The following is a 19,804-nucleotide window of genomic DNA, read 5'->3' on the forward strand; positions in this document are numbered from 1 at the left end:
CGGCTCGAGACCTTCCCGCAGGTCGAGCTGGTGTTCTCGCGCACCGGCACGGCGGAGGTCGCGAGCGATCCGATGCCGCCGAACGCGTCCGACGCCTACGTGATCCTGAAGCCGCGGGCGGAATGGCCTGATCCCGATCTGCCGAAGGACGAACTCGTCGCGCAGATGGAGGAGTCTCTCAGCGGCTTGGTCGGGAACGTCTACGAGTTCAGCCAGCCGATCGAACTGCGTTTCAACGAGCTGATCGCTGGTGTCCGCGGCGATGTCGCGGTCAAGCTCTACGGCGACGATCTCACGGCGCTGACCCGGTCTGCCGGAGAAGTGGCGGAAGTGCTTCGCGGGGTCGAGGGCGCTGCGGACGTCAAGGTCCAGCAGGTTACGGGCTTCCCCACATTGGACATCGCGTTCGATCGTCCGACGATCGCACGTTATGGCCTGACCGTGGAGGACGTTGCGCAGTCCGTGGCCATCGCGCTGGGCGGTCGCCCGGCGGGACTGGTGTTCGAGGGTGACCGCCGTTTCGAAGTGGTCGTCCGGCTCGCGGATGCGAACCGGAACGATTTCGATCAGCTCGGCGCCCTTCCCATCGTTCTGGACGGCGGGGTCACGGTTCCGCTTCGAACGCTGGCTGATTTCCGGGTCGTCGATGGTCTCGCCGAGGTTCGGCGCGAACAGGGTCGCCGGCTGGTGATCGTATCGGCGAACGTGCGCGAACGCGATCTCGGTTCGTTCGTCGAGGAGGCGCGTGCAGGCGTCGCCGAGAGCGTCGAGTTGCCACCTGCCTCCTTCATCGAATGGGGCGGTCAATACCAGAACCTCCAGGCTGCGCAGGCAAGGCTCGCCCTTGTCGTGCCGGTCTACTTCGCGCTGGTGTTGCTGCTCCTGTTCATGGCGCTCGGCGGTTGGGTTCCGGCTCTCGCGGTATTCAGCGCCATCCCGATGGCGCTGGCGGGCGGTGTCTTCGCCCTCGCCCTTAGGGGGATGCCGTTCTCGGTTTCCGCTGCGGTGGGCTTCATCGCCCTTTCGGGTGTCGCCGTGTTGAACGGGCTCGTGATGATGACCGCGATACGCCAGCGGCTGGACAATGGGATGTCACTCGACGACGCGATCTCCGACGGTGCGTTGGCCAGGCTGCGGCCGGTGCTGATGACAGCGCTGGTCGCCTCGCTCGGCTTCGTGCCCATGGCCATCGCGACCGGAACGGGTGCCGAGGTGCAGCGTCCATTGGCTACGGTGGTGATCGGCGGATTGATCACGGCGACCGCGCTCACGCTGTTCGTCCTGCCCGCTATCGCGCGCCTCGTGCTCCACCGTTCGGATGACGAGCGAAGCTGGCGCGAGAAGTGGTGGGACCGCCTGCGCCGGAACGCGACCAGCGACGAGCGGCGCGAGCTGACGGACATCGCATGATGGTTAGGGAAAGGAGAACACGATGCTGAAGATTGATGAAGACGACGGACTGGTGCGGATACGCGCCGGTGGCAAACTCGAAGGGTCGGACTACGATGACTTCGCGCCTCGGTTCGAACGTATCGCCCAGCGCACGCCCGGCACCGTCGCGATGCTGATTGAACTCGCGCCGGATTTCGCGGGCTGGGATCTGGGGGGCGTCTGGCGCGACCTTAAGTTCGACGCCCGGCATAAGGACAGCTTCGGTCGGATCGCCATCGTTGGCGACAGCAAGTGGGAAGAATGGGGCACTAAGCTCTTCGATCCGCTCTTCCTCGCCGAGATGAAGTTCTTTCCGCGATCCCAGCGCGAACGCGCCGAGGAGTGGGCCAGGAGAGGGGGGAGCGTGGCATGAGCGGGGACCACGACATCGATCTCGGCTCGGCCGGCAAGCGCCGGACACTGTGGATCGTGCTCTGGCTGAACGTCGCCATCGCGATCGGGTTCTTCGTGGTCGGCTACTTCGCGGATTCGAATGCGCTTCTGGCGAATGGGCTCGACAACTCATCTGACGCGATCGTCTATGCGCTGAGCCTGTTGGCGCTGACCCGCTCGCGCGTCTGGCAGCGGGGTGCCGCACGCTTCTCCGGCATCATGCTCCTGGTCTTCGCCGCGGGTGTCATCGCCGATGCCGTGCGCCGGTTCCTGGAAGGGTCGGATCCGGGCGGCTTCATGATGCTGGCCATGGCTGCGGTCGCCGCAGTCGTGAACCTGGTCTGCCTCCGGATGCTCCAGCGGACGAAGGAGAAGGACGTCAGCATGCGCGCGGCGACGACCTTCAGCTTCAACGATTTCATCGCCAATGGCGGCATCATCATCGCGGGCGTCGTCGTGATGCTGACGGGCGCCAACTGGCCCGACCTGCTCGTGGGTGTCGCGGTGGCCTGCATCGCCTTCTACGGCGGCATCCAGATCCTGCGTGATGCCCACATGGACATCCATGACGAGGAAGGCACCGAACACAAAAGGGGCGATCAGTTTCGCCCATGAGCACTCACAACGACTATGGCGCGACAGTCTTATCGCACCAGCAAGCGAGCGGCACGTGCCACGATATATATGCTGTCCGCAGCAACGTTGCTGACGATCCCGGCTTTGTTATGGGCTCTGCTCGAGCCTACGCTCGTATAGCTGGCCTAGGTCTTGTTCGCTGAACTTGGGGTCGGCGTGCGTGAGGCCAGCAGCTTGGCGGCTATCGGCGAGGTGATCATCTGGATGACGGCGAAGAAGGCCGCCGGGACGGCGATCTCGGTCGGCAGACCGGACGCTGCCACGAAAGCCGCAGCGATGCTGAATTCCTTTTTGCTAACGGTGAAGAGATAGGCGATGACCTCTTCGCGGTCCGCTGCGAAGACCTTTGCGATCGAGCCCACCGCATAACCAATGAGATTCAGTAGCAGGGCCGCGAAGGCGATGACCACGGCGAACCAGCCATAGCCGAGGATAGTGTCTGCGTTGGGTCCGACGACTGCCAGCAGCAGCAGCAGATAGAATATCGAACCGATCGCGGGATAGGCACTGTCGTGGCGGCTGACCGCGGCCGCAAAGCGCGTGCGCAGGTATACTCCGACTACCGTGGGCACCAGCACAACGAGGATCAGCTCGAGCACAACCGATCCCACCGGAACCTGGAGTTCGATGCCGGTTAGCAGCAGAAACAGGAACGGCACGATGAACGGTGAGAGGGCGGTGTTCACCGCGTTCAGCACTGCGGCGAGCGCGACGTTGCCTTTCGCCAGCAGGACCAACAGCGGTGCCGAGACGTCCGTCGGCAGCGTACCGACCAAAATCTGACCCGCCGCGAGATGACCCGAGCCGAAGAACACGCGGCCGATGAGCCACCCCGCCAGAGACATCGGACCATAGACCAGCCCGAGAGCCCAGAGCTGCCGGTCCGGCTTGCGAAGCGAAGCACCAGCTTCACTGCATGCGCATCGAAGGTGAGGCTGATGACCAGCATAAGCGCAGCCAGAAGCGGCTCGATGCTCCCTGAGAGGGCGATGCCAACCGACGGAACGAACAGACCGAAAGCGGCTGCCAGAACTGCAAGCAGCAAGAGATTGTTCTCGACGAGGCTGAGCAGCTTCTGCATTCGGTTGTCCTGGATACTGCGCGGGCGGTGTGCCGTCAGGCGGTGCGCTGCTGACGGAACTTACGCTGGTTCCAGGCAAATCCGAGCGCGAGCAGCACGACCATGATGACTTGAGCCAACGCCGTCTCACGGGTCGGATAAAGCCCGAGCAGATCGCTGCGCGGGAATCCTCGCCAAGGGGTGATGGGCAGGTAACCTGCCTCCTGCAGCGCTGCGCTTCCTTTGCCAATCAGCACCACCGCGAGTGCGGCGATCAGCGCCGAGCTATAGGCGAAGAACTTCCCGATCGGCAGGATTCGGCTGTAGCGCATCATTGCAAAGGCAATCACTGCCAGCACCGCGGATGCAGCGAGCGCGCCGGCAAGGACCGCGCCGCCATTCCCCTGGCTCCAGATCGCGGCATAGAACAGGATTGTCTCGAACACCTCCCGGTAAACGACCACGAATACCAGGCCGAACAGGAACCATGCCGAGCGACGATTGAGTGCGGCGCCCAGCTTCTCACGGATATAGCGCTGCCACGCATCGGCATTGCTCTTGCCGTGCATCCATATGCCGACCCACAGCAGAACCAGGGCCGCGAATACGCCACCGAACCCTTCCGCCAGTTCGCGGCTGGCTCCGCTAATCGTAATCAACCAGGTAGCTGCCACCCAGGTTGCAGCACCGGCAACAAGTGCCGCCACCCAGCCGCCATGCACATAGGGGAGCACATCACGCCGATCGGCCTTGGTCAGGAAAGTGATCATGGCGACGACGATCAGGATCGCTTCAAGGCCTTCGCGCAGCAGGATCGTAAAGGCGGCGACGAAGCTGGAGGTTGCTGAAGCCTCGCTGGGCGCCAGCGCGCTCTCCGCCTGTTCGAACAACCCGTCGAGCGTCGCGACACGTTCACGGATTGCTTCGGCCGACTCGTTTCTAGCGATTCCGGAGCGTAACTCGGCCATCGCCTGTTCGATGCGTATCATCAGCGCATGATCGCGTGCCGACAGCACGGCTTCGACCGGCTCGAACCCATCGAGGTAGGCCGACAGCGCAAGATCAGTCGCGACCTTGCGGTTGCCCCGCTCGTATGCCGCCAGCGCTTCGCCAAGCCTCGTGCGCGCGAGTGTCAGGGTCCCGGTCGCTTGTGCTCCGGCAGCTGCCTCCGGATTTTGCCGCAGGTAGGCCATGAGGTGACGCGCTTCGTCCTCGCCCACTTCGGCGGCGAGGACCGCCGGCGTCGTGCCGACGAGCTTCTCGAGGTTTAGCCGCCTGCGCAACTCGGCGTCGCTCTCCCACAGAGCTTCACCCCGGCGTGCCGCCCCTTCCGAGTAAGCAAGCGATCCGGTGTAGAATGCCAGAGCCCACCGGTCCTGCGGCGGCAGATGAGCGAAGCTCATCATGCTGGTCCCTTCAAGCCCTTGCTCAATCACCTGGTAGAGAGCGAAGATGCTCCGTTCGCGCGCCCGCGCCTCATCAGTGAACGCGATAGCGGGTGGATCGAGACCGATGGAGTCCGGGCCGTCCCCGCCTCCCGTCGCGCCGTGGCAGCTTGCGCATTGCTCTGCATAGAGCGCCTTCCCGCGCGCGAAGTCCGGTGCAACGGTCGGAGCCAGCGGAACCGGGTAGGCGGCGATGAGATCAGCGGCGAGGCCTCGTGCTTCCGACGCGATCGTCGGTGCAGGAGATCGCGCGGCAATGATCTGTTCGAGCTCTGCGGCTCTGCGCAAGAGAGGAGACTTGGCGGAAGAAGCCGGGAGCTCGCCGATCAACCTGCTGGCTGTGGCCGAGAACTCTAGCATCTCGTCATATTCGGTCTGGTTGATGATTTGGCCGTTTTCGACAGCCTCGGGGTAATCGACCGCGATGTAGTCGAGCAGCCTCCAGATGGTTTGCGCAGGCGCAGTTTGCGCGGAGGCTGAATTCGAGAGCGCTGTTAGGGCAATCGCCACGAGGGCGAGTGCCAACAGGCGAAATCGCCTTGTTGCCTGATGATGCCGCGTCAGAAGCGAGCGGAGAAACCGCAGGCTTTCTGAGTGTGGAACAACGCCGATCGCTGGCCCGCACGTGGCGATCCGGGTAAGGTTCATCCGACTGTCCATTTTGCGCCGTCCACGTGGACGGCTATATTTCAAGTAAAGTTGAACTATCGGCCATATGAATGAAGATCAAGCCCTGGGTGCATTTGCCGCCATCTCGAATGCGACGCGTCTGCGCATCATCCGCATGCTGGTGGTGGCAGGTGCCGACGGCCGGTCAGCCGGTTTCATCGCCGAGGCGCTCGGCGCACAGCCCTCACGTATCTCTTTTCACCTCAGCCAGCTGGAGCAAGCGGGTCTCGTCGAGAGCCGCCGCGAGGGCCGGTCCATCATCTACAGCGCCATCTTCCCGGCGCTGTCGGATCTCGTCGCGTTTCTTATGCGCGATTGCTGCGAGGGACATTGCGCAGTCTGCGACAAGGCGATTGCGCTCTTCGCCCAGTGCACTGGGCGGCCAACTGGGCCGGCCTGACCGAAGGTTGCTCATCGCGTCCGGAGCTACCAACCCGCGACGTGCGCGGACACGAGCTAGCGAGAGAGTATTTCTCACCTTCCACCTCCTCGATGGAACTTGTTTGGCCACACGACCGCCGACAAAGTCCAAGGCTGATCGTCCCTCAGGTTCACTACGGACAGAGCAAGATTGAACCAACAGCTATCGACCGCAGTCCTGTCGACACGGTGCTATTTGGCGGCCTCTGACAGGAAGGCCGCCAGGTTCCGGAGCGCTCCGCGTTCCGCTCTGTAGGTTACCGAGCGCCCCTCCTTCGTTGACGAAACCAGACCGGCATTGCGCAGTACTGACAGGTGCACCGACGTATTGTTGGGCATCGTGTCCGTCTGCTCGGCGACTTCGGTCGAGGTGATGCCGTTCGCCGCTCGCGCTATGGCCAGGAATATCTCCAGCCGGGTCGGCTGGGCCAGGGCACTGAGTTTCGCGACGGCATCCATCTTTTCCATTCTCCTGCTGATAGCGTCAGTGATCCCTACCGACAAGTTAATTCAATACTTCATTACCTATTGAATTAAATTCTGTTCATGCTATGTGCCGTGTCACGAGGCGCCGGTAGGTCCGGTGCGGAACGTGGGGAGCGGTGCGATGAGCGATACCGCGGATTACGAATTCGACCCTTACTTCGAGGAGCCCGCAGCGAACTGGGCGCTCGACCCGCTCGAGGACGAAAGCGGGGGCATGATGGCGGTTCGCCGCGTCGCGCTCATTCGGATCGCATGCGTGGCTGCAGAGACCGGCGCCCGCATGCAGCGGGACGGCTTGGCCGAGGATCCCGTCGGCTGGATGGTCTCCCCGCTCGCACTATTCGAAGGCCGCCCGCCGATCGAGGCCTGCATGGACAAGGATGCGTGCTCAAAGGCCATTCTGCTGCATGGCCTGGGTCTCGGTCTCGACGCCGACCCTGCGACGATCGATCGACTTCTCCTCGAAGGCTCGGCATCTCTGGAGACCGGACGTGGCTGAACCGGCGCCGTCCGACATCAGGCAGCTACGTCGCGTAGATCTTCGTGTGGGCGAGACGGGCTTCGGCGATCCGGACGATCCCCAGCGCGTAGCGGCCGTCTTGGACGTGGAGACGACCGGGCTCGATCCCGACGCGGACGGAGTCATCGAACTGGCTGTGCGCCGCTTCAAGTATGATCCCGCCGGACACATCACCGAGATAGGTCGTGCGTGGTGCTGGCGCGAGGATCCCGGCGTTCCGCTGCCTGAAGACATCGTTCGGATCACCGGCATCACGGACCAGGACCTCATTGGACGGCGGATCGACGACCGAGTAGCGACAGACATCATATCGTCGGCCGACGTGGTCATCGCTCACAACGCGGCGTTCGACCGCCCCATGGTGGAGAAGCGCCTCACCGCACTACCGACGAAGCAGTGGGCCTGCTCGTGCGTAGAGATCGACTGGGCGGCTGCGGGTTTCGAAGGCCGGTCGCTTGGCTGGCTCTGCGCCCAGGCTGGATGGTTCTACGATGCACACCGGGCGCAAGGCGATGTGGACGCGCTGATTCAGCTTCTGCGGCACGAACGGACCGATGGTCGCCCGCTGCTCTACGAGCTCGACGGGACCTCGTCGTGTGACAGTTTCGTCATCGAGGCAGTCGGTGCAGCCTTCCCGACCAAGGACGCACTGCGGATGCGCGGCTACCGCTGGAATCCGAAGGCGCAGGTCTGGTGGCGTGAGGTCATGGATTTCCGCCTCTTGGACGAACAGGCCTGGTTGGCCAGCGAGGTCTACGCGAGCGGAAAGGAAGCACGAGCCCTCGGGCCGCGGCTGACGCGTCAGGACGCCTACAGCCGTTACCGTCGAGGCGGCCGCGGCTGATCGACTGATCCATGTCCTCACGAACCAGCACAGGAGAAGCGAAATTGGCGAGGAAGCCCACCGGACGAAAGAAAGTGAGCAAGCAGGTCGTGAAGGCGGAGCTGCCGGACGGATTGATGAACGAGGCGCCGGTCACCTACGCGGTGGCGGACACCAGCATCACCGCGCTGCAGGTCTATCACAACCCTGATCGACGTCCTTCGGGTGACGGGCCTTGGAACAACGAGGCCGATAAGGTCGCGTGGGTCGACGCGGAGACGGGCCTCGGCTGCATCATGCTCCGTCAGAAGAACGGGACCATCTCGGGCTACGTGGGCGTCGGCCCCGAGCATCCGCTCTTCGGGTTCGAGGCGGATGCGGTGCCGGTCGGCGTTTCCAACACGGTGCACGGGGGCGTGACATACGGCAAGGCCTGTGAGGTCAATCGCTTTGCACGCGTGGCTTGGGGGAAGCCGCGCAAGGAGCGCTACACAGTATGCCACGTGACCAGGGTCAGGTGGGTGCAGGAATATCGCACGGTGCAGACCACCGAGGACGAGTTCCACGAGGACCTGTGGTGGCTGGGCTTCGACACCGACCACCCGGGCGATCTCGTCCCCAACGGTCGATACGGCGAAGGTCGCAAGGGCGACATCTATCGCGACCAGTCCTTCGTCTACTCGAACTGCATCGAGCTGGCGCGGAAGCTGAAATCGCTGATCGATGCGGACAGGGATACGACCGCTCGTGAGCCGCTCGGACTTCCTCCACCTTCCGAACGCGAGGAAGAGCGATGACTGGCCCGTTTTCGCCTTTCGGTCGCTCGGGTGACGAACGTTACGGCGACGATCGGCATCCCGACCTTCCGTGGGGTTATTGGATGGTTTCAAGCGGGGCCATTCCCGGACAGCCGCCGCTGGTCGACGAGCGCGGGCGCCAATGGGGTTCGGTCCGTGAGGCCTTCTGGAGCGATCGTCTCGGCCTGCCCTCCATTCATTCCGGGTGGGCGAACGCGATCATGGACTTCATGGCGAGCTATCTCGCTATTGCCGACGGTCGCTTCGTCGCGCCGGAAGAGCGCGTCAGGGACATCTTCCTGGGTGACGGTCACCTCGACCAGTTCTTCCGGGCCTACCTGCTGGCTGCAGGCCTGGTGAACGAAACTGACGGCAGGCCGACGCCTGAAGGGCGGGCCGTGCTGCTGATGCTCATCGCCACGCGGACGCGCGAGGATGCCCAGGAAGATGTCGGTCTCGACTGGATCGTCGCCAACAGGACGGTCGCAGGTCATTCCGAACGAAGGGAAGCTGCCGAAAAGGTGGAAAGGCGCGAACGCGTCGCTGCGCGCATGGCACATCGTTTCGCGATCGATACGATCGGTGGAGATCCAATCGTGAAGCTGATCGGACTGCGGATCACTCGCGAGATTCCGGTTCGCAGCACCTTGTGGACGATGTCATGGTCCGATGGCGACCGCCATGCGCGGGACCGATTCTACCTCTGGCTCCTCGAGCGCATCGATCGCTGGGATGCTTGGAGCGAGATGGTGACGCAGGACGGCGCTCGCGCCCTGACCGAGCATTTCATGAAGCTCGCGTTCTGCGATCGCTTCGCCGTTGGCAGTAGGCCCGGTCGGACCGTGCAATCATGAAGCAGCTCGAACCTTTTCCGGACCTCGTCGACCCGAGCTTCGATGGTCATTCACGGATGACTCCGGATGCCGAAATCGTGGTCAATGGCAGACGGATAACGATCGATGGAGGGGCTCTTGACGCTGCGACAGTGGCCACGCTCGCCGGACACTGCTCTGACAGCGTGGTGATATCCCTTCGTTTCGGTCTCGCGAGGCACTTCGATCCTGTCGATCCGATCATTTCCGATCGTGAGACACCGATGATTTTCCGCACCTTTCCTCAGGGCGCCCTGTTCTCACTGCTGGTTTCGGACACACGATGGGACTGGGGCGCTCCCACCATCAGCGTCGGAGAGGTTCGCGATATCGCCGGGCTCGACCGACAGAACGTTCTCGCGTTGGGAAATCTTGAGCAGATCCTGGCTGACGATGTGGTGATCGACCTGGCGACGCTCGCTGTCCCGGTGTTGAATGTCCGCTCGAGGAAATCGCCAGGCGGGGAGCACGGTGGGGGCGATGCCGGACGGTGGCACCGACCGGAAAGCGCACGGACGGCGGTGGCGCGAACTGACGCGCCGGCCAAAGCTCGGGACAACCGCGCGGACTGATGTCAGTCGTGTGCAACTTGGCTTCCCGTGTCGATCGGCACGATAGACTGTCCTCTCAACCGTTCAGCGTTGAATCGATCGATAGCGTCGTTCACGACCAGCCGCGCTTCCTCGATGGTCACGAGCGCGTGGACCGCCGGATCGAAGCGGTCCTTGGCACCGCTACGACTGTGACTCTTGCGCGAGAGCAGTCGGAGGTCGGCAAGTTTCGTCCCGATCATGCGCCTGATCGGTCCTCCGAAATGGAGGCGCGTGCCCCATCGCACCTTAGCGATGAGACCGCGCTGGCCGATCCTTTCGACGAGTGCCCGCCAGCCTTCACCATTGGTGGCGGAGAAGAGAAGCCTGGGCTTGATTGCTGTCCCGCTGGATTGGCTGCTCCGCCTTCCGGCATCGTCCAAAGCTGCCAAGACGAGATTCGGATTGGGTGGGCCTTCGGATATGCATGCTCCGGCGACGGATGCGCTGAAGAGGTCGAGCGCCAGGGTAATGGTGACGCGTCGGGGTGCTTTGGGGTGATCGAGGAACAGGTCGATCGCGGAGTGGTCGATGACCAGCACCTCGCCGAAGGCGGTAGCGGTGTCGGCGGTTTCCTGCGCGTGACGTCCGGTGTTGAGGCTGATCGTTCCCTTCTCGATGCTTCCAATCCCGCCGCGGCTGTCGACATGATCCCTGATTGTGCTCGATGCGGGCATGGCGGGTCCACCATCCGGCCATCGGGCAACGACCTCGCCGGAAATCCTGACCGTGCCACGCACGCCATCTGCCATTGCCTCCTCGATCAGGCTGTGCAGGGTCCGTTCGGCTTCGGGATCGAGCCGCGGCTGACCGAGATGGGTCGAGCGCGCGTAGGGGACGAGCGCCCAGATGTCGGGACCTGCGGGGCCTTCCCACTTGGGAAGCAGCTTGTAGAGCGAACTCAGGGACATGCCTGCTTTGTCGGCCGCGATCTGCGCACGTTCCACGCTTTCCGGCCCCCCCCGGTATTCGAGCAGAGCCTCATGGCGTCGCAGGGCGCGTTCGCGTCTTCCGGCAGGAAGCCTCAGCCAACAGGGATCTCTTGCGATGTCATCCATGTTGGTCATTCCGCCGCAGCTTATCATGCGATCGCGAATGTCACGCAAGACCGGGTGGCTTACTTTCACCGATCCCCGTTCCAAAATTGCAGATCGAAGTCCCGGCATACCGATTTTCCTTGTAAACAATATCCGTTCCGTGCATCCGCCCGTTGGAATAACCATCCGTTCGGGAGAGTTTTCTTGCGATTTGCAGTGGGATATCGAGGGGCGCAGGAACGGTGGCGACCGGAGCCGGCTCGCGTCGGTCGAGGTCTTCCGATTGATCGATCGCAAGCGCACAGCGCGCATTCCCGCACAGGCTTCAGGTGGTCGTCATCGATTGACGTGAGGTCGGCGCGGCATTTTCGGCAACTGAGCGCTGCGGAGATGCAGCGTGCGTAATCCGAAACGCAGTCCCTATGCCTTCTTCGAGAGTCGACGCCTGCGATGGATCAAGGAAGGTCGCGGGCAGGGAACGGGAGCGGAATACAGACCCTGGCTCGAGGTCAGGAACGTTAAGTCATCTGGCCGCAAGAGCCGGATGCGCGGCATACTGCACGACCGGGTGATGCACCTGATGTCGGACCTGGAGCGCAACGCCGTTCTTTATTTCGAGCGTCAACCGCAGGTCATCGACATTCGTGAACAGTTCCCGCTGGACCGGGACATCACTCGCAGGATCGCGCATGCGATGGGGGTGTCCCACCCCGCGGATCCGTGGACGGGGGAGGACATCGTGATGACCTCCGATCTCATCGTCGATTTCCGCACCGCCAGCGGCAGGGCGGTGTCCCGGGTCTTCTCCGTCAAGCAGTCCGAAGACCTCCTCAAGCACCGCACTGTCGTGAAGCAGGAGATCGAGCGCAGATACTGGGCCCGGTTCGGCTACACCTGGAAGCCGTTACTGGACTGCACATTGCGAAGGACGCAGTATTTCAACGCAATGATGTGGGCGAGGGAATGGTTCTACCTGCCCATCGACGCCGGCGCATCCATGGCCGTTTGGACGCGGCGCTGCGAGTTCGTCGAGGCCGCGCTTGTCTCCGGCAAACATGCGACATTGCGCGATCTGATCGTTCATCTCGAGCAACTGGGTGGTTTTGGATCGGGCGACGTTCTTTCAACGCTCCGCCACCTCATCGCCAGGCAGCGGATTGCCTACGATTTCCATCTCGGAGAACCCTCCCTCGACATGTCGTCGAACGCGTTCTCACCGTGCGCTCTTAACATGGGTCTGGGGGCATGATGTTGCGACCCGAAGACATGTTCGGTCCGGCTGCCGATCCCTATGATCCGCTTATCAACGGTTCCGGGATGGATCGCGAGATCGTCGTATGGGTCGATGAGGATCGCGACGTCGTGGCTCTAATGTCTGCTCAAAACGATGATTGGCCCCGGCTCGAACGGTTGAGTGCGGTCATCGCTCGGATCGAGCGCGACGGGATGATCCTGGAGTCCGCCGAGCGGCTTTCGCCATCCTGGCTGACTCGGAAGATCGACAAGAAGGAACGTGAAAAGCGCGATGCGAGGATGGAAGTCATCCGACCGCTGATTGACGCTAGCCCGGCGATCTTCGATCCACTGGAGAGGGGAAAGTTGATCGCCAAGGCGATGCGGCAGTCCGGTCGGGCACGGAACAGCATCAAGAAGTGGCTTCTGCGCTTTTATGCCAACGGTCGGTGCGCCAACGCTTTGCTCGACCGCTACGAAGGATGCGGTCATCGACGCGCGGGTCACACTAGGGACGACTGGAAGAAGCTGGGCCGGCCTTCGCAGAGATCTGGAGTGCGACCGGAGAACGTCACACCGGCACTGGCCAAGGAATTCGCGACAGCGACCGATCGTGAGGTGAAGTTCACTGGGGAGGCCTTCAAGATCTCGGGCGCATACGAGCGTTGGAAGACTGAAGCGTGTCACGTGCAGGTCGAGGTCGATGGTGTTCGGACGACCCGTTTGCACGAACGATACGAGACGAAGGCCCCGGCGACCTACGCCCAGTTCCTCTATTGGTATAGGAACGATGGCAGGCACGAGAAGACCAGTCGCAAGGTCCTCGGAACGCCGATCTACGAAAAGGACAACCGGGCCATTCGCAGCACCTCCACCTACGAGACGTGGGGTCCAGGAGCGCGGTTCCAGATCGACGCGACGGTCGTGAATTTCGGCGTGACCTCGAAGACCAACAAGAATGTCCTCTTGGGTCGACCATATCTCTACTTCGTGAGGGACGTCTGGTCGCGGATGATCGTCGGCTACTACCTTGGATTGCAGGCACCATCGCAGATCACCGCTGCCCTGGCTCTACTGAATGCCTTTACGCCCAAGGATGAAGTGTTGAAGGAGTTCGGCTTCGATCCGCAGGTGGATCGCTGGCCATCGGCGCATGTCTGCGGTTCCCTGCTGCATGATGGCGGCGAGCTCACGGGACACTGGGGGGATTGGCTCGTTGGCAGGTTGGCGATCACGTTCGAGCAGACCAGCGCTGAACGCGGTGACCTGAAGGGTGCGGTCGAATCGCTCTTCCAGTGGGCTGACGTCGAGTGGTCTCGCACCACTAAGGGTCGCATCCCTCCCTCTCGATACAGGTCGAAGGCGAAGCGCAACGCCGATCTCGCGGCCGCAGCGGCCGGTCAGCTCGACACCATATGGGAGTTCGAGCGCAAGGTCATTCAGTTCATCCTAGGCTTCAACAACGACCATGTCTTGACTGGGTATGACGCTGATCCGGACATGTTGGCGGCTGGTGTCGCACGGGTTCCTTCCGATATGTTCGAATGGGGGATAGCCAACCGTGGCGCGCCGAGAAGATGGGATCCGGAACAGGTCCGTTTCCACATGATGCCGCGCGCAAGGGCACGCGTATACTCCGATGGCATCCATTTCGAGGGAAGGGTGTTCACCACGCGGGAACTCGAGCCGTTGCAGGCCGAAGCCAACCGTTCGGGAAGAACGCGCCCGGTCGAGATCTCCTATGATCTGAGCGGACAGCGCGTCCTCTGGCACACCGATGCGCCATCGGGGTTCGTCACCTGCGAACTGGCGGACCGCGACCGATCGCTGCGGGGTCTTCGTTTCGAGGACGGTAGGGCACTCGAGGAAGCGCGTCGGGAAGAAGAAGAGGTCCGGCGCGTGGAGGAGGATCGCAAACGCGCACACAAGGCATTCGAAGACAGGCGCGACCGTGAGGGACGCTCTTCAGGGTCCGTGACGGATACCCGCACGGTCGTCCAGATCAGGGCCGACAATGCCGCAGGCAGGCGCGCCGAACGTCAGGCGGAACGTGAAGCGGCGTTCTCGCTCCGAGCTTCGGACACGTGCGACCGACGCTCCGCAGGGGCGACCGTCCACAAACTGCCAGTTTCTCCTCGACCGAGCTATTCGGTCCCAGACCTGGACGAGATCGATGATGTCTGACGATGATCCTGAACTGCTCACCCTGCCGGAATATGCGGAGAATGCGTTCATCAATCGGCTTCCTCCGATACGCAGTCTCGCGGAGATCCAGCGCAGCTTCAATTGCCCACCGATCCATACCGAACTGGACAGGCGTCGGGGATCCGAAGCGAGGATGCACGCCTGTCTCCGATTGCTGCATTATTCGCAGCCGTCCGTCCAGTCGCGGGACGTGGGCCTGAAGATCGACATGATCATGCGTCAGGGATACTTGGGGCGCAATCCGGGCAGTTCGGACTGGTTGCGGTTCGCCCATGCCTGCGCGGTGGAGGAGGAACGCGAGGCGAAGAAGGATAGGGAAAAGGTCGGTCGGCGCGATCCGTCGGGCCAAGGTGTGCTAGAGCAGTTGTCGCCCACCAGGGACACCTCCATGTCGTTCATGATGGTCGGACCGCCGGGAACCGGGAAGACGCATTCCTGCGCTACGAGCCTATCCTATTATCCGCAGGTCATCTTTCATACCGAACCGGTCCAGGTCGCGCAGATTACCTGGCTCCGTATCGAGTGCCCCCCGGACGGATCGCTGGTCTCGCTCTGCCGGTTCTTCTTCGCGGCGGTCGACACGGCTCTTCGGCACGCCGGATTCGAATCCGATCTTCAGAAACGTTACCGGACCAAGCCCCTCGCCGTTCTCCTCACCGGAATGGCCCGCGTCGCCAACCTCCATGCGATCGGCCTTCTGGTCATCGACGAGGTTCAGCATGTCGGCGTGAACCGCAAGGACGGCAATTCCCTGCTCAACTTCCTCGTGACGCTGCGCAACTCGATCGGGATTTCGATGCTGATGATCGGGACGATGACGGCACTTCCGATAGTCCAGCGCACTTTCCGCGATGCGCGTCGCGGGGACGGTTTCGGTTCGGTCGTTTTCGAACGCATGCCCGGTGCTGCCACAACTCCGCCTCCGGGATCTGCTATCGCGGTCGCGGACGATGAGCGTGGCGCGCCAGCTCCGATCTATGGTCCTGCGTTCGAAGGCTTCGTGAAGCGCATGTGGCGATGGCAGTATACGAACACCCCCACCGAACTCTCGGTGGGGGTTCTTAACGCTCTCTACAGCGAGACGCAGGGAATCACCGATCTCGTCGTAAAGCTCTTCATCCTCTGTCAGATGCGCTTGATGATGATCACGTCGGCTCGGCCGGACACCCAGGAGATCATCACGGCCGCGCTCATCCATGAGGTCGCCGCGAGCAGCTTCAACGCCGTCCGGCCGTTCATCGACGCGCTTCGCAACAACGATGCCAAGGCATTGGCGAAGTTCGAGGACCTGATGGGTTCGGGCGACTGGTTCATGAAGCAGGTCGAGGGACTGGGTTTTGCCGAGCAGGAGCCTCTTCACGACGTGGAGCACGGTGCCGTGCATCTTCCGCCTATGATAACCGAGGACGGCATTGATGTGACGGTAGTGGACCAGCTCCTCGAAGGGCTGGGCATCGCCGTGAAAGAGCGCGAGATGATCGTGGCGCGGCATCGCCGGTTGATCGAGAGCGGCGATCTGGCGGGCCTAGTATCGGCCGTGCAGAAGGATCGGTCGGCCTTGTCGGCGACGGACCGGTTGCGCAAGGACAAGCCGAAGGAGAAACCGCCCACTGACGAGGACGATCTCAGGTCGAGACTCAAGGGCGTCAAAGACACCTCCGCAATAGCCGGTACGATCACCGCGGTATCCTTGGAGGAATCATTGGAATGAGGGGACTGGTCTTCTTTCCACCCTTGTTGCCGGGAGAACTTCTTTACAGCGCCCTCGCCCGTCACGGCGTGCTTAGCGGTCTGACGAGTCCGAAGGGACTGATGAAGGATCTGTATGGCCGGGCGAACATGATCGCGACCGTCGATCTGCCGAACAATCTGTCGACCTTGCTGGGGAGGCTGCCGTCCCGGCGAAGCGCAGCGCGCCATTTGATCGGAGGTCACACGCTCTACGGTTACTACACCGCATTCCAATCGCTGGAACTGCGGCAGATGGCTTTCGAGGCTATGTTCGGGGGTGAAGGAAGCGTCCACTTCCTGCTCGGGGCCTCGGTGTTCCGCACCGGCCGTCCGGCCTATCTGCAGTTCTGTCCGGATTGCGCCATCCAACAGGAACACGATCACGGGTTTCGCTATTGGCGCGTGAACCATCAACTGCCCGGAGTGCTCGTGTGCGACCGTCATGATCGCCGGCTCCGGTGCAGCGCGGTCAAGTTGCAGGCCAGCAACCGGCACGCCTACGTTGCCGCCTCTCGGCTGGTCTGTCCGGACGAGAGCGAGCCGGTGACGGACGAATTGCGAGGACGCAGCAGGGCACTCGCGACCGAACTAGCTAGCAGATGTGCTGATCTGACCGCACGGGAGCGGCCAGCATCGAATCTCCAAGAACTGCGGGACGGATACCGCGAGCGTCTTCGTGACCTTGGCCTAGTTCGGGGACGCCATAAGGTCCGCCAGAGAGAACTGCATTCCCTTTTCGTGGACCATTTCGGTGAACTCCTGGATCGCATGCCTGGCACGAGACCTGTCGCGCGATGCGAGACATGGCTGAACTCGATCGTGCGCTCTGCTGGCGGAGCGCATTCTCCGCTTCATCACATCTTGTTGGAGGCGTTTCTCGACGCGATGGAAGGGCTGCCGGACGAGCGCAGGGCCGAACGGATCGACGCGATTGGGTCGCAAGCGGTTAAGGCATCAGAACCGGAGACCGGCGGCAGCGATATTGATTGGCACGCCATCGATCGGGAGTATTCGATCGCGCTGCGCGAGCGCGCTTATCGCATGGAACGACTCTCGCCTCCGGTCCGTGTGACCGCCGCGTCGCTGGAGAAGCAACTCAATGGGCGGGATTGGCTGGCCAAGCGGATTGAGAAGCTGCCGATATCCGCGCTTGCTATGAGCGAGATCGTGGAAAGCGTAGGTGAATTTCGTGCACGCCGGATGAGATGGCATGTTCGGAACTGTCTCGATCGCGCGGAGGACGATCCGTGGATGGTGATGAGAAGCGCTGGCCTCCCTCCTCAGTACATCACGCAAGTCAGGAGAGAGTTCGTTCTCCAAGCTCGACCGCGCCCCCGACTAGCCCGGGCGATCTGACACTCTATTGCCGACGTTCCTCAACCTATACCGCGTGATGCAGCTTCCTAGGCTGTGTTCGCGATAGCGGCTTACGATCTTTGCTGGGTGTCAAAACCTAATTCGATGAACAGGCCGGAGCGTGTCACAACCGAATTACATATGTCAGAACCCAATTAGATGTGTCAGGACCGATTTAGATATAACTATGCGCTAATTGCCTCCGCAAAAGCCCTCATTCGACCGTGACCGATTTTGCGAGATTGCGCGGCTGATCGACGTCGGTTCCTTTGACGCAAGCGACATGATAGGCCAGCAGCTGGACCGGGATGGCATAGACCAGCGGCGCTATCAGCGGGTGGACCTCGGGCATTTCGATCGTCGCGAGGCATCCTTCGCCCGCCTGGGCCAGCCCGGCGGCATCGGACACGAGGACGATCCTGCCGCCCCGCGCGCGCACCTCTTCCATGTTGGAGACGGTTTTTTCGAACAGGGGGCCGGAGGGGGCGATGACGATCACCGGAACCTCGTCGTCGATCAGCGCGATGGGGCCGTGCTTCATCTCGCCCGCGGCGTAGCCTTCGGCGTGGATATAGCTGATTTCCTTCAGCTTGAGGGCCCCCTCGAGGGCGAGCGGAAAATCCTGACCGCGCCCGATATAGAGCACATCCCGCGCCGGGGCGATCAGCGGTGCCATGGCGGCAATATCGTCATCATGATCGAGCGCGGCATTAAGCAGCGCCGGGGCCTGCAGCAGATGTTCGACCACCGCCTGTTCCTCGGCACGGTTCATCCGCCCCTTCCTTACCGCCATGTGCGCGGCGAACGCTGCAAGCACCGCGAGCTGACAGGTGAACGCCTTGGTGGAGGCGACGCCGATTTCCGGGCCGGCGTGGGTCGGCAGCAGCAGATCGGCCTCGCGCGCCATGGACGAGGTCGGCACGTTGACCACCGCCGCGATCGTCTGCCCCTGCTCCTTGCAGTGACGCAGCGCCGCCAGCGTATCGGCCGTTTCCCCACTCTGCGAGATAAACAGCGCCAGCCCGCCGGCCTCCAGAACCGGATCGCGATAGCGGAACTCGCTCGCCACATCGATATCGACGGGGACGCGGGCGAATTGCTCGAGCCAGTATTTCGCCACCAGCCCGGCGTAATAGGACGTACCGCAGGCGACGATGGTTACGCGGCGCACGCTGGAGATATCGAAATCGAACTGCGGCAGGGCAATCGAACCGTCCGCCTGCCGGACATAGGAGCCGAGCGTCTGCGCCACGACGGTGGGCTGCTCGAAGATCTCCTTCTGCATGTAATGGCGGTAGTTGCCCTTTTCGACCGCCGCCGCCGATGCGCCCGACGTGGTGACCTCGCGCGTTACCTCGGCGCCGGTCTCGTCGTAGATCATCGCGCCGTCGCGGGTGACGATGGTCCAGTCGCCCTCCTCTAGATAGGTGATCTGCTGGGTCAGCGGTGCCAGCGCGAGCGCGTCCGATCCGAGATAGGTCTCGCCCTCGCCCCAGCCGATCACCAGCGGCGAGCCAAGGCGCGCACCGATCAGCATGTCCGGGTGGTCGCGAAAGGCAATCGCCAGCGCAAAGGCACCGCGGAGCCGCGGCAGGACCGTTCGCACCGCATCGGCAGGTGCGGCACCCTGCTCGACCTCGCGCGAGATCAGGTGCGCCACCACCTCGCTATCGGTATCGCTTTCCAGTACGCGGCCCGCCGCGGTCAGTTCGGCACGCAGATCCTTGTAATTCTCGATGATCCCGTTGTGCACGAGGGCAAGCTGTTCCGTCGCGTGGGGGTGGGCGTTGCGCGCGGTGGGCGCGCCATGCGTCGCCCAGCGGGTATGGGCGATACCGATGTCCCCCGGCGCGGGATGCGCTTCCAGTTCGGCGGCGAGATTGGCAAGCTTGCCCTCTGCGCGGCGGCGGACCAGTTGCCCGGCATGAAGGGTGCAGATTCCGGCACTGTCGTAGCCGCGGTATTCCATCCGCTTGAGCCCGCCGAGCAGTCGATCGGCAACCGCATGGTTGCCGACAATGCCGATGATGCCGCACATGGTCCGTGATCTCCGCCGTCAACTCTGGAACCGCGCGATGTAGAGCAAAGCGCCGGGCGGTC

At 62.6% G+C, this 19,804-nt stretch carries 18 protein-coding genes; 13 read left to right on the forward strand and 5 right to left on the reverse strand.

From position 1 onward, the window contains the following. From ACHFFA_RS05455 to ACHFFA_RS05465, 3 genes are all read left to right on the forward strand, one after another. A partial coding sequence (locus tag ACHFFA_RS05455) for an efflux RND transporter permease subunit (RefSeq protein ID WP_394269830.1) occupies nucleotides 1–1,410 on the forward strand: 1,410 nt, incomplete at its 5' end. A gap of 22 nt (nucleotides 1,411–1,432) precedes the next feature. Next, complete coding sequence (locus ACHFFA_RS05460; protein ID WP_394269831.1) at nucleotides 1,433–1,804, forward strand: STAS/SEC14 domain-containing protein; 372 nt, start codon at nucleotides 1,433–1,435, stop codon at nucleotides 1,802–1,804. Continuing rightward, complete coding sequence (locus ACHFFA_RS05465) at nucleotides 1,801–2,439, forward strand: cation diffusion facilitator family transporter (RefSeq protein ID WP_394269921.1); 639 nt, start codon at nucleotides 1,801–1,803, stop codon at nucleotides 2,437–2,439. The genes ACHFFA_RS05460 and ACHFFA_RS05465 overlap by 4 nt, the downstream gene beginning before the upstream one ends. Nucleotides 2,440–2,585: 146 nt before the next feature. Here ACHFFA_RS05465 and ACHFFA_RS05470 read toward each other — a convergent pair whose 3' ends face one another. Both ACHFFA_RS05470 and ACHFFA_RS05475 read right to left on the reverse strand, forming a co-directional pair. Beyond that, nucleotides 2,586–3,671, reverse strand: a complete 1,086-nt coding sequence (locus ACHFFA_RS05470) for a bile acid:sodium symporter family protein (protein ID WP_394269832.1) — start codon at nucleotides 3,669–3,671, stop codon at nucleotides 2,586–2,588. Further along, the gene (locus ACHFFA_RS05475; protein WP_394269833.1) at nucleotides 3,577–5,490 is read right to left on the reverse strand and encodes an FTR1 family protein; all 1,914 of its coding nucleotides are present in this window, start codon (nucleotides 5,488–5,490) and stop codon (nucleotides 3,577–3,579) included. Before ACHFFA_RS05475 ends, ACHFFA_RS05470 begins: the two co-directional genes overlap by 95 nt. Nucleotides 5,491–5,680: 190 nt before the next feature. Here ACHFFA_RS05475 and ACHFFA_RS05480 point away from each other — a divergent pair, with 190 nt between their 5' ends. Further along, nucleotides 5,681–6,034, forward strand: coding sequence for an ArsR/SmtB family transcription factor (locus ACHFFA_RS05480; protein WP_394269834.1), 354 nt, complete (start codon nucleotides 5,681–5,683; stop codon nucleotides 6,032–6,034). Nucleotides 6,035–6,246: 212 nt separating this feature from the next. On the opposite strand, the gene ACHFFA_RS05485 is transcribed toward ACHFFA_RS05480, so the two are convergent. Then, nucleotides 6,247–6,522 carry an ArsR/SmtB family transcription factor gene (locus ACHFFA_RS05485; RefSeq protein ID WP_394269835.1) on the reverse strand — a complete coding sequence of 92 codons (276 nt, stop codon included), beginning with the start codon at nucleotides 6,520–6,522 and terminating at the stop codon, nucleotides 6,247–6,249. 139 nt (nucleotides 6,523–6,661) lie between these two features. Here ACHFFA_RS05485 and ACHFFA_RS05490 point away from each other — a divergent pair, with 139 nt between their 5' ends. From ACHFFA_RS05490 to ACHFFA_RS05510, 5 genes are all read left to right on the forward strand, one after another. Next, nucleotides 6,662–7,039: a hypothetical protein gene (locus tag ACHFFA_RS05490; protein WP_394269836.1), complete on the forward strand. Its 378-nt coding sequence runs from the start codon at nucleotides 6,662–6,664 to the stop codon at nucleotides 7,037–7,039. Then, nucleotides 7,032–7,904 (forward strand): 3'-5' exonuclease, encoded by an 873-nt coding sequence (locus ACHFFA_RS05495; protein WP_394269837.1) that lies wholly within the window; start codon nucleotides 7,032–7,034, stop codon nucleotides 7,902–7,904. The genes ACHFFA_RS05490 and ACHFFA_RS05495 overlap by 8 nt, the downstream gene beginning before the upstream one ends. A gap of 74 nt (nucleotides 7,905–7,978) precedes the next feature. Continuing rightward, a complete protein-coding gene (locus ACHFFA_RS05500; RefSeq protein WP_394269838.1) occupies nucleotides 7,979–8,680 on the forward strand; it encodes a hypothetical protein in 702 nt (233 codons plus the stop codon). Continuing rightward, complete coding sequence (locus tag ACHFFA_RS05505; RefSeq protein ID WP_394269839.1) at nucleotides 8,677–9,534, forward strand: hypothetical protein; 858 nt, start codon at nucleotides 8,677–8,679, stop codon at nucleotides 9,532–9,534. Before ACHFFA_RS05500 ends, ACHFFA_RS05505 begins: the two co-directional genes overlap by 4 nt. Then, nucleotides 9,531–10,124 carry a hypothetical protein gene (locus tag ACHFFA_RS05510; protein ID WP_394269840.1) on the forward strand — a complete coding sequence of 198 codons (594 nt, stop codon included), beginning with the start codon at nucleotides 9,531–9,533 and terminating at the stop codon, nucleotides 10,122–10,124. Before ACHFFA_RS05505 ends, ACHFFA_RS05510 begins: the two co-directional genes overlap by 4 nt. A gap of 2 nt (nucleotides 10,125–10,126) precedes the next feature. Here the strand turns inward: ACHFFA_RS05510 and ACHFFA_RS05515 are convergent, their stop codons facing one another. After that, a complete protein-coding gene (locus tag ACHFFA_RS05515; RefSeq protein ID WP_394269841.1) occupies nucleotides 10,127–11,491 on the reverse strand; it encodes a hypothetical protein in 1,365 nt (454 codons plus the stop codon). Nucleotides 11,492–11,576: 85 nt separating this feature from the next. Between ACHFFA_RS05515 and ACHFFA_RS05520 the strand changes: the two genes are divergently transcribed. The 4 genes from ACHFFA_RS05520 to ACHFFA_RS05535 all read left to right on the forward strand — a co-directional run bounded on the left by ACHFFA_RS05520 (nucleotide 11,577) and on the right by ACHFFA_RS05535 (nucleotide 17,704). Further along, entirely contained in the window at nucleotides 11,577–12,428 is an 852-nt protein-coding gene (locus ACHFFA_RS05520) for a TnsA endonuclease N-terminal domain-containing protein (RefSeq protein WP_394269842.1), read from the forward strand. Next, nucleotides 12,425–14,596 (forward strand): hypothetical protein, encoded by a 2,172-nt coding sequence (locus ACHFFA_RS05525; RefSeq protein WP_394269843.1) that lies wholly within the window; start codon nucleotides 12,425–12,427, stop codon nucleotides 14,594–14,596. Before ACHFFA_RS05520 ends, ACHFFA_RS05525 begins: the two co-directional genes overlap by 4 nt. A 304-nt stretch (nucleotides 14,597–14,900) precedes the next feature. Beyond that, nucleotides 14,901–16,328 (forward strand): ATP-binding protein, encoded by a 1,428-nt coding sequence (locus ACHFFA_RS05530; protein WP_394269844.1) that lies wholly within the window; start codon nucleotides 14,901–14,903, stop codon nucleotides 16,326–16,328. After that, nucleotides 16,325–17,704 carry a TnsD family Tn7-like transposition protein gene (locus ACHFFA_RS05535; RefSeq protein ID WP_394269845.1) on the forward strand — a complete coding sequence of 460 codons (1,380 nt, stop codon included), beginning with the start codon at nucleotides 16,325–16,327 and terminating at the stop codon, nucleotides 17,702–17,704. Before ACHFFA_RS05530 ends, ACHFFA_RS05535 begins: the two co-directional genes overlap by 4 nt. A gap of 214 nt (nucleotides 17,705–17,918) precedes the next feature. Here ACHFFA_RS05535 and glmS read toward each other — a convergent pair whose 3' ends face one another. Next, nucleotides 17,919–19,742, reverse strand: a complete 1,824-nt coding sequence (gene glmS, locus ACHFFA_RS05540) for a glutamine--fructose-6-phosphate transaminase (isomerizing) (protein WP_394269846.1) — start codon at nucleotides 19,740–19,742, stop codon at nucleotides 17,919–17,921. Nucleotides 19,743–19,804 lie beyond the last annotated feature (62 nt).

The organism is Qipengyuania sp., from assembly GCF_043423005.1.
GTDB lineage: Bacteria > Pseudomonadota > Alphaproteobacteria > Sphingomonadales > Sphingomonadaceae > Qipengyuania.